18 protein-coding genes and 1 tRNA gene are annotated in these 13028 nt (G+C 60.0%); 9 read left to right on the top strand and 10 right to left on the bottom strand.

Annotation, left to right across the window (positions count from 1 at the left end; all coding sequences use genetic code 11):
• Positions 1–130 precede the first annotated feature (130 nt).
• The 8 genes from G5575_RS01605 to G5575_RS01570 form a co-directional block, all read right to left on the bottom strand.
• Positions 131–397: a GNAT family N-acetyltransferase gene (locus tag G5575_RS01605; RefSeq protein WP_164532809.1), complete on the bottom strand. Its 267-nt coding sequence runs from the start codon at positions 395–397 to the stop codon at positions 131–133.
• A 7-nt stretch (positions 398–404) separates the two neighbouring features.
• The gene (locus tag G5575_RS01600; protein ID WP_164533704.1) at positions 405–776 is read right to left on the bottom strand and encodes a GNAT family N-acetyltransferase; all 372 of its coding nucleotides are present in this window, start codon (positions 774–776) and stop codon (positions 405–407) included.
• Positions 713–931 (bottom strand): GNAT family N-acetyltransferase, encoded by a 219-nt coding sequence (locus tag G5575_RS01595; RefSeq protein WP_164532808.1) that lies wholly within the window; start codon positions 929–931, stop codon positions 713–715. Before G5575_RS01595 ends, G5575_RS01600 begins: the two co-directional genes overlap by 64 nt.
• A gap of 139 nt (positions 932–1070) precedes the next feature.
• Positions 1071–1586, bottom strand: coding sequence for a GNAT family N-acetyltransferase (locus tag G5575_RS01590; RefSeq protein WP_164532807.1), 516 nt, complete (start codon positions 1584–1586; stop codon positions 1071–1073).
• Complete coding sequence (locus G5575_RS01585) at positions 1583–2110, bottom strand: GNAT family N-acetyltransferase (protein ID WP_164532806.1); 528 nt, start codon at positions 2108–2110, stop codon at positions 1583–1585. The genes G5575_RS01590 and G5575_RS01585 overlap by 4 nt, the downstream gene beginning before the upstream one ends.
• Positions 2111–2235: 125 nt before the next feature.
• Complete coding sequence (gene rpmA / locus G5575_RS01580) at positions 2236–2502, bottom strand: 50S ribosomal protein L27 (protein WP_164532805.1); 267 nt, start codon at positions 2500–2502, stop codon at positions 2236–2238.
• Between the two features lie 14 nt (positions 2503–2516).
• Positions 2517–3059 (bottom strand): 50S ribosomal protein L21, encoded by a 543-nt coding sequence (rplU, locus tag G5575_RS01575; RefSeq protein ID WP_164532804.1) that lies wholly within the window; start codon positions 3057–3059, stop codon positions 2517–2519.
• 222 nt (positions 3060–3281) lie between these two features.
• A complete protein-coding gene (locus G5575_RS01570) occupies positions 3282–4025 on the bottom strand; it encodes an MBL fold metallo-hydrolase (protein WP_164532803.1) in 744 nt (247 codons plus the stop codon).
• 165 nt (positions 4026–4190) lie between these two features.
• On the opposite strand from G5575_RS01570, the gene G5575_RS01565 reads away from it, so the two are divergent.
• The 5 genes from G5575_RS01565 to G5575_RS01550 all read left to right on the top strand — a co-directional run bounded on the left by G5575_RS01565 (position 4191) and on the right by G5575_RS01550 (position 7481).
• Positions 4191–4280: transfer RNA gene (locus tag G5575_RS01565), tRNA-Ser, on the top strand.
• A gap of 86 nt (positions 4281–4366) precedes the next feature.
• Positions 4367–4999, top strand: a complete 633-nt coding sequence (locus G5575_RS21425; protein ID WP_328765801.1) for a DUF6538 domain-containing protein — start codon at positions 4367–4369, stop codon at positions 4997–4999.
• Positions 4884–5975, top strand: coding sequence for a site-specific integrase (locus G5575_RS01560; protein ID WP_164532802.1), 1092 nt, complete (start codon positions 4884–4886; stop codon positions 5973–5975). Before G5575_RS21425 ends, G5575_RS01560 begins: the two co-directional genes overlap by 116 nt.
• A gap of 134 nt (positions 5976–6109) precedes the next feature.
• On the top strand, positions 6110–6769 hold the full coding sequence (locus G5575_RS01555) for a hypothetical protein (protein ID WP_164532801.1): 660 nt from the start codon (positions 6110–6112) through the stop codon (positions 6767–6769).
• Between the two features lie 19 nt (positions 6770–6788).
• Entirely contained in the window at positions 6789–7481 is a 693-nt protein-coding gene (locus G5575_RS01550; protein ID WP_164532800.1) for a hypothetical protein, read from the top strand.
• A gap of 16 nt (positions 7482–7497) precedes the next feature.
• On the opposite strand, the gene G5575_RS01545 is transcribed toward G5575_RS01550, so the two are convergent.
• Both G5575_RS01545 and G5575_RS01540 read right to left on the bottom strand, forming a co-directional pair.
• Positions 7498–8184 (bottom strand): site-specific integrase, encoded by a 687-nt coding sequence (locus tag G5575_RS01545; RefSeq protein ID WP_164532799.1) that lies wholly within the window; start codon positions 8182–8184, stop codon positions 7498–7500.
• Positions 8109–9158: a DUF6538 domain-containing protein gene (locus tag G5575_RS01540; protein WP_164532798.1), complete on the bottom strand. Its 1050-nt coding sequence runs from the start codon at positions 9156–9158 to the stop codon at positions 8109–8111. Before G5575_RS01540 ends, G5575_RS01545 begins: the two co-directional genes overlap by 76 nt.
• A 280-nt stretch (positions 9159–9438) precedes the next feature.
• On the opposite strand from G5575_RS01540, the gene G5575_RS01535 reads away from it, so the two are divergent.
• The 4 genes from G5575_RS01535 to G5575_RS01520 all read left to right on the top strand — a co-directional run bounded on the left by G5575_RS01535 (position 9439) and on the right by G5575_RS01520 (position 12977).
• Positions 9439–9750, top strand: a complete 312-nt coding sequence (locus G5575_RS01535; RefSeq protein WP_164532797.1) for a hypothetical protein — start codon at positions 9439–9441, stop codon at positions 9748–9750.
• A gap of 276 nt (positions 9751–10026) precedes the next feature.
• Positions 10027–10755, top strand: coding sequence for a hypothetical protein (locus G5575_RS01530; protein WP_207632964.1), 729 nt, complete (start codon positions 10027–10029; stop codon positions 10753–10755).
• 137 nt (positions 10756–10892) lie between these two features.
• Positions 10893–11291, top strand: a complete 399-nt coding sequence (locus G5575_RS01525) for a hypothetical protein (RefSeq protein ID WP_164532795.1) — start codon at positions 10893–10895, stop codon at positions 11289–11291.
• A 621-nt stretch (positions 11292–11912) separates the two neighbouring features.
• Positions 11913–12977 carry a cation:proton antiporter gene (locus G5575_RS01520; protein WP_164532794.1) on the top strand — a complete coding sequence of 355 codons (1065 nt, stop codon included), beginning with the start codon at positions 11913–11915 and terminating at the stop codon, positions 12975–12977.
• Positions 12978–13028 lie beyond the last annotated feature (51 nt).

Raw genomic sequence — 13028 nt, 5'->3', positions numbered from 1 at the left:
GGCGGCGTTGAAATGAAAGACCCCGAATAGATCGCGGTCGCGCCGGTTTGCCCAAAATACCAGTCGAGGCTCGCCCAGGCCGCTTCGGTCATGAAGCCGCGGTTCCAGAACGGCTGGCCGATCCAGTAGCCTACGACAGGTCCCTTTTTGCCCGGGTAAAGCCGACCTGGCCGATATAGGCGCCCTGATATTCGACAGCAAAGTTCATGCGCTCGACGGAGGTGTCGAGCCGCCGGGTCCGCAGCCACGACTTCGCATCGGCGAGGCGGTAGGGGTAGGGGACCTGGGCAAGGTTTCCCGAGACCGCGAAGTCGTTGAGGTTATTGGCAATGGCCTCGGCATCGGTTGCGATCGGCGGACGCAAGACCAGGCGAGGTGTTTCGATGATGGGGTTCATGAGACGATCACCTGCGCTCCAGCACCAGAAGCGGCTTGCCGCGATGGCGTTCAACGACGCTCGCCGTTTCCTCGAGCAAGGCAAAGCCGGCCTTCTCCAACACCCGCAGCGAGCCAGGGTTGCTTTTGAGCACGCGCGCCCTGATCGGCGAAATGCCCATAGCGATCGCCGCGTCCACCAGCGCGTTGACAGCTTCGGGCGCAAAGCCTTGCCCCCAGAAGCGTTCGCCCAGCCAATAGCCTAGCTCCACCGGCTGATCGGGCACGAAGTATAGCCCGATCACGCCGAGCAAGCGGTCCGTCTGCCGATCCGCGATCACATAGGGATGCTGGCCAGTCCGCTCCCGCTTGGTGAGAAAGGCGCGGCCATGGTCGGGCAGATAGGGAAGGGCAGGCTCGCCGTGGGCTCCAGCACTTTCGGATTGTTGATCTCGCGGACAAGATCATCGAGATCGGAGACATGGGGCGGCCGCAGCAGGAGGCGCGCGGTGTCGATCGTTTCGGGGAGGCGGTCCTTCGATATCATAAAATTCAACCCCGATCTCTGAGCGCCTGCGCCCCTCCCCCCTGAGGGGAGGGTTTGGGGTGGCGCAGTGTATCACTGACAGACCCCCACCCTCGGTCCCTCCCCTCAAGGGGGAGGGATGCGCGGAAGATGATATGTTCGGGTTCGATCACGCACATCGCTTTGCCTCGCCTGCCAGCCAATCGGCACGTGTCAGCGTGCTCACCACATGCTCAACATTATGCCCCAATGCGTGCGAAAAGCGGCGATCACGGCCGGTTTCGACAAAGCCGAGCTTGGCTTTGACCCGCAGCGAGGACTTGTTGGCGTGATGGGCGCTGGATGAGATTTCGGGTTCACCCGAGGTTCTGAAATACCAGTCGAGGACGGCGCTCGCCGCTTCAGTAGCATAGCCGCGACCCCAGTGGGGACGGCCGATCCAGAAGCCCAGTTCCGCGCTAAGAGCGACGCAGCCGATCAGCCCGCGTCCCGGCAGATCAACCACGAAGAGCCCATTTTCGGGCGCCATGCAAACCCAGTCGATGGCCATGGCCAAAGTGTAGGGCCACGGCACCGGCGCCAGCCAGCGGGCCACTTCGAATTCGCCCATGCCCAGCGCAATGCAGGGTGCATCGTCAGGCCGGGGCGCGCGCAGAAGGAGACGCGAGGTTTGGATCCGCGTCATCTTGATAAGTCCTGATGCAGATAGACGGTCGGCTTGCCGGTGCAGTTGCCTTTGCTTTCGATGCCTTCGTGGGTTTCGCGAAAGCCGGCTTTGCGCAACACATTGCGCGACCCGCGATTGTCGGCCAGGGCTCGCGACCGCACTGCAGTCGCGCCGTTCGCTCGTGCCGCCTCGACGACTGCCTGCGCTGCCTCGGTTGCATAGCCAAGACCCCAGAACGGCTCGCCCAGCCAATAGCCCAGTTCCGGCGGTTCGCCGGGGACCAAGCTCAACCCCACAACCCCAACGAATTCGCCGTCTCGCAAAATCGCGAAGCAGCATTCGGCATCGCTGGAAGCGAACTCTTCGACGAACATGCGAGCATCCTCGACCCCATAAGGAAAGGGCAGCCGCGCCAGCCATCGATGGACGTTTTCGTTGTTCGCCAATGCCGCAATGGCCGGAGCATGGGCCATGGTCGGGGTGGTGAGGACCAGGCGCCCGGTATGGATGGTGGTCGGCAGGCGATCCTTGATCGTGGTCATTTGGCGGCGTGCTCCTGGAAACGAAAAGGGGGACCGGCTGACCGGTCCCCCTTTGCATTTGCACTACGCTGCTAAACGCCAAGCCGGGGAACTGGTCACCGGCTGGGTTTGTAAGACCTGCCGGATTATTCGGCGGCCTCTGCCGGGACGACAGACACGTGTACTTTAGAATTCGCACGGGTTCGGAACGCGACGGTGCCGTCGACAAGTGCGAAAATGGTGTGGTCCTTGCCAAGGCCAACGCCGGTGCCCGGAGCCCACTTAGTGCCACGCTGGCGGATGATGATGTTGCCGGCGATCACAGCTTCGCCGCCGAACTTCTTGACGCCGAGGCGGCGGCCAGCGGTATCACGACCGTTGCGGGATGAACCGCCTGCTTTTTTATGTGCCATGGTCTAAGTTCCTCTTATTCCTGGTCGGCCTTGGGAGCGGTCTTCTTGGCCGCGGCCTTCTTCGCCGGCTTTTCAGCGGCGGTGTCTTCGGTGGCGGCAGCGGCCTTCTTTGCAGAAGCCTTCTTGGCCGGTGCTTCAGCCGTGGTGGCTTCGGCTTCGGTTGCCTTGCTTGCCTTCTTGGGCGCAGCCTGCTCCGTCACGGACGGGGTCGTGTCGGTTGCGGCGGCAGCGCGCGCGGTCGGCTGGGCGCCGCCGGTCAGGATCTCGGTGATCCGGACGGTGGAGAGCAGCTGGCGGTGACCGTTGCGGCGGCGCGAATCTGTGGCGGCGGCGCGCTTCTTGAAGATGATGACGGTCTTGGACTTGCGGGTCTCGACCAGCTCGCCGGCGACCAGGGCGCCTTCCACCAGCGGCAGGCCGATGGTGTCGCCCACCATGAGGACCTGGTCGAAGGTGACGATGTCCCCGGCCGAAGCCTCGAGCTTTTCGATTTTGATCAGGTCGTTGGCAGCAACTTTATACTGCTTCCCGCCCGTCTTGATAACGGCGAAAGTCATGCAATTGCCGATTGGTGGTCCAACCGGTCCCTATCTGTCGCGCTCTGTGGCGCCGCGGCTTTCGTGCCAGATCCGCGGGCTTTTCGAATTGTGGGCCAAAAAATTCAGCCGGCAGCCTCGAGCAGCGTTTTCAAACAAAATCGGCGCGCCGGCAGAACCGGAGCGCAGATCGTGTGGCTTATCGGGGCAGGAGCCCGCAGAGTCAAGCCAATTGATGACAGGTCAGGCGTTGGGATACCAGTTGCGGAGACGCACTTCCGTGTCGCCTTCCACCAGGCCTTCGAGCACGCTGAGGTCGCTGTCGCCATAGTGGTAGGGGTAAACCACCTTGGGCTTGAAGGTATTGATGGCTTCTGCCGCCTGTTCCGGCGTCATCGTATAGGGCAGGTTCATGGGCAGGAAGGCGATGTCGATATCGGTCAGCGCCAGCATGTCATCGGTCGGCTCGGTGTCGCCGGCAATGTAGACCTGCTGGTCGCCGAATGTGAGGACATAACCGTTGCCGACGCCCACCGGATGATACTGCATGCGGTCGGCCGTGGTGTTGTGCGCGGCAATGGCGCGGATCGGCAGATCCACCACGGTGCCTTGGTCGCCATTGGCCATGGAAGTCGAGTTTGCCTTGAGGGCTTGGGGCAATTGCTCGAAGACGTCCTGGTTGGTCACGAGCACCGCGTCGCCAGCGATAGCCTCGAGCGTTGGCACGTCGAAGTGGTCGCCATGACCATGGGTGATGAGGATGGCCGTTGCGGCGGGCAGGCCCTCATAAAGCGCGGCGCCGCCGACCGGATCCACATAGATGGCTTGGTCGCCCCAGGTCAGGACCAGGCTTGCGTGATCCACCGGATGGATCACGAGGTCACCCTCGCTGGTCGCGACCGTATCTGTTTCCTGCGCCGAAACGCGTACCATTCCCAAGACAGGCAAAGCCGCCATTCCAGCCACCACCATTCGACGCGAAACCATTGTCTTCTCCCTGTTTTACGGATGTTCTCGCGCGGCAAACGCACCAGACACCGTTTGGTGCCGCGCAAACGAAAACGTGAGACAAGACAGTTGCAGCCGTTCGACCCTTATGCGATAAGCCGCCCCGTATCGACCAGCAGCGCCTCCGGGCGCCCTCGATCTCGCGGAGAGATGGCAGAGCGGTTGAATGCACCGCACTCGAAATGCGGCATGGGGGCAACTCCATCGGGGGTTCGAATCCCTCTCTCTCCGCCACTTCTGTTCGAGACCGGCAGAAACGCTAGGAACCCAGCAAATCCGAGACTTTTGAGCCCGCCTTTGGTACAAAGGAGTGGTACAAAGTGGTCGTTTCCGCAGTGCGTCCGTCGGTGCATCCGCGCACCGGTATCTATCAGTTCAGGAAGGTCGTTCCGGAACGTCTCCGCTCCTTGATCGGGAAGCGCGAGGTGAAAGTCTCGCTTGGCACGAGGGATCCGGTGACGGCGCGCAGGCTGCATGCAGAAATGGCAGCGCAGATCGAAGCCGATTGGGCCGAGCAGGAACTCGCGGCGGCCAATGGGGAGGCTCCGCCCAAGTCGCTCTCCAGTCAGGAGATCGACGCATTGGCGGGCAGGCTCTATCACTTGCTGATGTCGCGATATGGCGACGATCCTGTCGATCGCGACTATTGGCTTGGCAAGCTGCGCCAGGCTCAGGCGGTATTGTCCCCGGCGTCGGAAATCGTCCAGCGTCCCTTTGGCAACACCTATGCATTTACCCCGTCCAGCATGGCTGCGCGCCTCGTCGGAGGACGCGTGAGCGAAATGCTGGAGACTTCTCGGCATCCGGACCGATCAGCAGTCGCTCTCACGGTTGCACATGTCTGCTGCGGCTGCCTTGGCGCAGGCCTACCGCGAACTTGCCAAGCGAGCGAGCGGCGACATCAGCCCCGATCCCGATGCGGGCCGCTTCCCCGAACCCAATGTCATCGGTAAAAGCAGGCAAGTGCGTGCCCGGGTATCCTGGCGCGACGTTCATCAAGACTACTTGGCCGAAGCCAAGCCGGCCGCATCCAGCATCAAGCGCCAGACTGGCGTTCTTTCAGCGTTCTTCGGCTTCCTCGGCCACGATGACATGGAACAGGTCACCGAAGCCGATGCTGAGCGCTGGATCCAGCATCGGCTTGGCGTCGTGTCCCCGCGCACTGTCCGCGACGCGGACATGGCGCATCCCAAGACCCTCTTCATCTGGGCGAAGCGCAAGAAGCGTGTCGCGCATCAGCCATTCGAGAATTCGAAGGTCATCGTGCCGGAAGAGGACGTGCTGCGCGATCGCGAATTCGACCAGGATGAGGCCGAGCGCATCCTCCGGGCCACCATGCTGCCGCGCACCAAGAACCTGACCGAAGAAGGCCTGGCAGCTCGGCGCTGGATGCCTTGGATCATGTGCTACTCCGGAGCGCGGGTGAACGAGGTCTCCCAGGCTCGGGCCGAAGACGTTAAGGAGCGCAGGTCCCGCAACGGCCAACTGATCTGGTGCATCCGTCTTACTCCCGAAGCGGGGACCGTCAAGAATCGTAAGGCGCGTTGGGTTGCGTTGCATCCCCATCTTATTGAACAGGGCTTCATCAAGTACGTCGAGTCCCGCGCCGGGAGGCACCTCTTCTATGATCCCGAGCGTCGTCGCGGCGGCTCTGATGCCAACCCGCAGTACAAAAAGGTCGGTGAGAGCCTGGCCCACTGGGTGCGCCACACTGTGGGCATTACCGACACCGGCGTCGATCCCAACCATGGCTGGCGACACCTTTTCCGCTCTAGCCTTCTTGCTGCGGGCGTCCAGGAACAAATCATCGATCGTATCGATGGCCATGCCAGCAAGACGGTGGGGCAGAGCTATGGCACGGCATGGCCCGAGGTGATGCTAGCCGCGGTTTCAACGATCCCGGCCTATCGTTTGGGAGGCTCGGTATGAGATCTCGGCCTTGCGATGGCGTCAGTGTTGCGAACGTTTGGCTGTTCAACGCTGCCTACTGGATCAGTCGAATTCGCTCGGTCTGGCCCTATAATCCAAGCGACTTCTACGGCTCTGACCGAGATTTGGACCGCTTGTTCGAGCGCACGGGCCGTATCGATGCGAGACAGGCAGTCCAACGCAGTTTGTCCATCGGCCAACCCACTTACAAACCGGCGATGGCAGCTGAACTATTGCGCTGGGCGGAGCAGCAGGGGATCGTCGAGCGCATCGAAGTAGACGGTGAAAACACCTGGCAACGACTTCGTCATGGTGTGACCTTCATTCCCCGCCTCTCGCTTTCGCTGGATATTCGAACCGTGCAACCGCTGAGTGAGGTACCCTCGATCGATGCTCTGGTCTCGCAGGAAGCCGATCTAAGAGCGCGCAAGTTGCAGAAACAGTCCGACCGACACCTCGATAGGCTGTGCAATCTAATCAGCAGAATGAGCGGGTCGACGCGTGTGGTACAGGAGGTTTTCGACCGCAATGGTTCGACCAGCGACTGTGCGTGGCAATTGGAAGAGGCGCTCGATGGCCTGCTGGCACAGCTACCGCTTTACCGCCTGATCCAGATTGTCGATGCCGTCAGTCGCCATGCATCAACTACCGCAACCTCTGATCTTTGTTCCAAGAGGATCAGTAACTCCAGAAGCATCTACCACTGGTTGGGTGCCGGACTGCCACTAGGTCCGCAGCGGCGTCTCCCGATCCCGTCTTGTCCATCACCGGTTAGCGAGAACGAGCATGCCTAAGAGACATTTGACCTGGTGGGTGACTGAAAACGAAATCACGGAAATGGAGAACAGGTATCGCAATGGAGGACGGCTGGGCGTGCTCAAATCCCATTTGTACCATATTTGGGATCGTCGGCTGGACCGGTTGTTCGATGGTGCCCATCGCCTGGACGCGAAGTCAGCGTTAGAACACGGTTTGGCCTTTTATCCCGAGCGGTACGAGCCTGTAGAAGTGGCCGATCTTTTGCGTTGGGCGCAGTTCTGGGGTTTGGTGGAAGTCGAGGAGCGCGACGGAATCCTGACGTGGACGCGCGCAAAATACGGTGTGAAATTTGTTCCCGATTTTGGGAAATCGCAAGAGGTTTGCCACTTGGCGCCCAGGGTGAACGGGCTCTCGCGCGAGGCCTTGGTCAGGCGTGAACAGGCATTTCGGAAGCGCAAGATGGCGCAGGACGTGCAAGCCAAGCTCGATGAGTACCGCGAGTTCCTTGCCCACTACAGGCGGTATGGCAAGACCTTCCGTGTGCCGGCAGACATCTTCGAACAGGAAGGGCGCGTCATCACTGAGTCATGGCAATTGGAAGAAGCGCTCGACGACTTCCTGCCCAGTCTTCCGCTCTGGCGCCTGATCCAGATCAAGGCTCTTGTAATAACTGGAACTCTGAGCGAGACGCCGGATGAGTACCCTCCAGTCTCTCCACCGGAGCTCGACGATTTCCATCTTCCTTAAATCCAGAGCTGCAATTTCAGCTGGGAGTATCATCCGGCCTGTGGAGAAGCTCTCGTCCGTCAAAGCGGTAAGGCTCGATAAGGGATACAGCGGCGAGGCTTACCTCCGGCCAGACTCTGCCGTACTTCTGGCCTTCTGAGGCCGGCGCATGACCATCGATACCGTCCAGCACCTGTGGATGCACACGGTTCATCAGCAGGCTTCGGAAGCGATGTCGCCATGCATGATTAGGAGAAATCTCAGGATCGGTGATCTTGAGATCTTTCCTGATCCATTTCGCCAAGCGCTCGCCAGCCTTTGCGCTTTGTGGGTTCGCTCGCTTCCCTCCACGACGCTTGCTCGGGTCGAAGAACAGGGTCTCGGTCTCGGAGGCCTCTGCGAACTTCAAAAATCCCTGCTCGATCAGGTGCGGATGGATGGCGACTTCGCGCTTCTTGTGGTCCTTCACGTGCCCGGCTTCCGGAGTGATCATGATCACCCAGATCAACTCCGTCTCATCCTGAGATTTTGCCTGGTACACATCGCTTTTGCGCAGCTGAGTGATCTCACCGACACGCGCACCGGAATAGGCGCACAACCATGGCACCCACCTCCGGGCGGCCTTGCTGTGCAGACTGACCTTTCCCTTCACAGGGTCGAGCGTTGCCTCAAGAATATTACGGGCTTCGCCGAGGTAGTACTCGCGTTTCTTGATGGTCGGCACGACAGTCTCGTCGTCGACCTCTTCCTTGTCCACATGATCGACCACGACCCTGCCAAAAGGATTCGATGGCAATCGCTGCTTCGCATAGGCCCAGGTAAAAAGCTTCTGGTATGGGCCAGATCCGCTTTGATAACGGTCGCCCGAGAGACCAGCTCGAGCCGTGCCTCCACCCACCTGTTGGCATCCTCCTCGGTCACCCTTTCCGGAATCTCATGGCCAAGGAAGTTGAAGAATGCATTGAGGACGCCTTCCTGACGCTTGCGCGATGAAGGTTCTGGGAGCTTCGCCTTGCAGTAGGCCGCGTACCACTTGCGCCATCCAGTATGAGAGATTGGTGGCGGGAATCGGCTTTCTCGCGGATCCGCAGACCAGTCGCCGTTGGCTCGTCTGATGAGCACTTCGTAGGCTTGGGCGAGAGCCTTTGCGGCGTGGGCGCAGAGTCGGTGGTGGTCCGGCATCGACAATGCGATGCCTTTCTTGGCCAAGAGAGCTTCAACGTCTTCGTAACAGAAGACGATGGCGTTGTGCCGGATCGCAGATGGCCCACCAAAGGTCCATTTGGCCGCTTCCGGCAATCTGTCGGTGATCGGCAAGGCGTTCTGCAGCTTTTTGAGCTTGGCTTCCCACTCTTTTGCAGGCCCAGCGTCGTGCTTATGCTTGTCCAGCAGCGCTCTGTAGAGCTCGCCTGCCAAGGCCGCGACCTCTTTGCTGCTGAGCGACACTGTTCGCCGGTCGTCGGCAGTTGTTGGGATTGGCTTGAATTCAACTTGCTGCAGCTTCGCCCACTGCGTAGCAACCTCGGCAGCGACGGTCTTATGCTTGGACTTGGCCACAGCCAAGTCCTTGGTGCGCAGCGAGACCTGCATCATCGCCTTGCCGATCAGATGCCGGAGCCTTTCCGGAACACCTTTCCGGAAATAATAAGTGCCGTTCTCCGGTCGCTTCCAAAGCGTGTTTATGCCAGCTTCACCCATGGCCCGACCGTAGCCGGGAAGCGTTAGCAATGAATTGCGACTAAGTCCGCGGCCCCATGGATGGTGCGCGCTGGGGTGGTTCGTCGAACAGCGTCAGATGAATGCGTCAATTTCTGCGCTCGACGACTAACAAGGCCGGTGAAACGCCTGTGGAGTCCGACGTCGTGCAGATGTCGGAGCAATTTGAACGCCGAGCTCAACCGCACGCTGTGCTGGTCTATATGACCCTTGTGCGATCCGTCGAAGCGTGTCTCGGTAGTGGCGCAATCGAGGCTGTACTATGGGCGCGCTGATCGTACTTTTTCTGACCGGATTGGTCGTCGTGGGGATCTGGAAGATCTTCACCGATCCCGATGCGCGAACTCGATATGCAGAAGAGTTCAATGGTGCGCCATTCGAAAGCTTGCTCGTGATGGCTTGGGTGGCCTGCATCCTTGTGTTCTTCTGGGGCATTTTCGTACCGGTCTTCGGGCAGGTCGAAGTGCCGATCCTTGGTCGCGACATGCAGATCTGGAGCTTAGGCGGTATCGGGGCCTTCGCCGGATGGCTGATTTGGATGGCGGCAGCACAGTACAAGAGCAAGAGACGATGAGAGTGCCGAACGCGGGGCCGGCGGAGCGGGAGAGACAGGCCAGAGATTTGCATTAGGAGGAGGGGGCGATGTGCGGTCATTCACTGCCGTGTCCATTTGGCTGAACTCCAAGGCTGTGTCGCCCGAGCGACAAAAACTTGCAGATGGCGTGGTACAGCATGCGGCAGCGCAACTTCTTCGCGCTGACGCAGGGATCAGGCGCATAGTCTGCCGCTGCGAGCCTGTCCAAAAAGGGATCGCCAAGTCCTTAGTCGCGGTCCTTGCGCTTGCAAGGAAATGCATGCCAACTCCGCAGGCGAACCGGGTGGGTACATGCTGCAAGCCATAGCGCGCAACAAGGCCAGGAAATTCCTCAAGCATGGTGGGACGAAGATCCCTCGTGAAGACCTCATGACGGACATCGTCTTCGGGGGTCTGCGGTATTTCGAGCCCGATCAGGGCGGCATCGCCGTCAATTGGCTGATGCCCGACGTGGTGGAGGCCGGCAGTCTGCTCAAGCGTGTCAGCCTGTGGCCGATCCGCAATCGGGTCGAGCCTGATGTGGTGATCGATCTCGCCAGGCCGGACGGCATGCCGCTGAGGCTGATCGTGGAGTGCAAGTACGAGGACTTCCTTCTGACCGCTGAGCAGCTGGAGAAGCAATGGCGCCAGTTCGGACCAGGCTCGCCTGGTGCCTTGGGCGAGGTGCATCATGTCCTGGTGGTGCAGCGCAGGCTGAGGGTCGAGCCGGAAGCGTATGCAGCAGCTCCGCCTGAGGTTCGGTCGCGCAGAACCCTGCTCCTGTGGCGAGATCTTGCAGCAGCTGCGAATGGACGGCATCGGGCACATGGCGGCGCCCCGCTCAACGCGTGGATAGATGACGTGGTGCAGGTCTTGGATGCAGTCGACGAGCGTGCATTCATAGGGTGGCGCTCTGGCCCAGGTCCACAAGTCGAGGTGGACAAGCCCTTCGTCTTCGCGAGCCGATATTGGGATGACCCACGGCTCACGCTCGATCTGTCGTAAACGTTAGGGACGTGGAATGACCATCGGCAAGAACCTTCTCAACGCAGCTACGGTCCTGAAAGCAGCTTCAACCCAGATCGAGGAGCTTTTTCGGCGAATTCGGAAATCATCTCGCCGGGACAAGGACTGCCAATGGGGTGGGCTTCCGCGAGGCCAAGGATCAACCTGACGGCGACACGTTCGTTGACGGATGGACACAAGATGGCTGGCGTCTGACAATCCTGGCAACGCAAGGCGGGAAGCGTGTTCGCAAGGGTGACGAATTCGGCGAGGTTACGCTGGCGGTGGATTTGGGACGTGATGGCTGGCTGTCCTCACTGGTCGGCGAAGCCTGCCTGTATGTTTTCTGGGCCGGCCCAAGTGACACATGGACGGGCACGATCGACGATACCCAGTTCTTCCCGACGAAGGACTCGTACACCATCATTGATGAGCGCATCTTCTTCTGGACAGCCATGGGGAAGACGAACCGCTCGATGAGTCCCATTTCAGGGATAGCCCGATGGATTACAGCTGGTTCTTTGTCGTTCCCTTGACCGCGATCGACTCGCGTAGGAAAGTGCATGATCTCCTTGCGCGGCCGATCATCGAAGTGCTGGATGCAAGCTTCAGCAAACTGGATGCTTCGCACCCTGCACTGAGCTTTGAATGGCAAGGCGATCAGCTGGTTCTACGGGAGGGAACGCAGGCCAAGCTCTGATATAATGCGGCACTCCTGACATACGATTGGTTGGAGTCGTATCGACATAGTCCTCGATGTTATTGCCCACAAGGGTTTCGGGGCAACGGCGTCAGCAGCGCGATGGCCCAGGTCGTATGAATCTCAGGCTCGTTGTCGCAAAGCTCCCCTTCGACTTCTAACCGGTCGACTGCAGCGCCAACACTGATCGCCATACTGGGTCGGTCTCTGGCTGCTTGTCAGTTCCTGAACCCTGGTCCCTGCATGTGCAGCCCAGTCAGGCGCGATGCCAAGCTGTTCGCCGCTGAGCACGATCGGATGCAGGGGTCGGTCAGCAATTTTGTCATCTTGAGCGAACTTCCTGGGCAGGAACGACAATCGCATCGCGAGCAGGCCGTTCTTTCGATGCGGACCCGTACAGAAGACTTTGGAGCGACTTGTATGCCAGGCCGTTGAGTTGACAATATAGGTCGTCAACATGATCGATTGGTCGCCGGATCCGTACATTGTCGTTCTCACGGCCGCCGGCGTTCTTATAGCCTTGGTTGCTTGGCTTCCGCTTGCACTGCGACGACTGCCCATTTCGTTGCCTATCATTTGCATCCTCATCGGTGCTGTGATCTTCGGAACTCAGCACGTCGGCTTCGATCCCTCTCCCGGCATCCACCCCTACGTGACCGAACGTCTGACCGAGTTCGTCGTGATCATCGCGTTGATGGGAGCCGGGCTCAAGATCGATCGGGTCTTCTCGTTCAAGCGTTGGGGAATGGCGTGGCGCCTGCTTCTCGTAACCATGCCCCTCAGCATCCTGGCCATCATCGGGGTGGGGCACCTGATGCTCGGTCTGGGCGTGGTGGCCTCCTTGCTTCTGGCCGCAAGCCTTGCCGCAACCACTGGCGAGGAATGGTTCACCTCTTGGCTCACCTACAACGTGATTTGGGAAATCGTCGCAGGCATTGGCTGCGGTTGGCTCGTTGGTCGCGTCTTCGGTTGGCTGACGTTCAAGATGCCCGGGGACACGCTCGCCAAGACGGGTGACGGACTTATCGCCATAGCTGCCACGTTCATCTCGTACGGCGTCTCCGAACTGATCCACTGCTATGGGTTCTTTGCCGTGTTCGTGACGGCGTTGACCTTGCGCAGCGCACATCGGGATCATGAGTTCCAGAGAGACATGCACGATATCACCGAACAGGTGGAGCGCATCGCGATGATGGTGCTCCTACTGGCATTTGGCGGCTCTTTGATTAGCGGCCTTCTCTGGGTCATCGGCTGGACGGAAGTGCTGGCGGCGTTGCTGATCCTGCTCGTCGTGCGCCCAGCGGCGGGCCTGATCGGCCTGATCGGCGCTCCGGCCACTCTCGGCGAACGCATAACGATCGCCTTCTTCGGCATCCGTGGGGTTGGTTCGTTCTACTATTTGGCCTACGGCCTCAATCATGGTGAGTTCGACGAGGCTGAGCGGCTATGGGCCATTTTGTCTCTCGTGGTTCTGATATCGGTGGTCATGCACGGATTGACCGTCACACCTATCATGCGTTGATTGGACCGCAGCCAGGGTCGAGATCCAGACAAGGACGGTGTGCCTCCACCC

The organism is Devosia aurantiaca (assembly GCF_011058215.1).
Classification (GTDB): Bacteria; Pseudomonadota; Alphaproteobacteria; order Rhizobiales; family Devosiaceae; genus Devosia; species Devosia aurantiaca.
The sequence above is the reverse complement of the archived record's forward strand: the minus strand, read 5'-3'. Positions and strand labels throughout refer to the sequence as shown.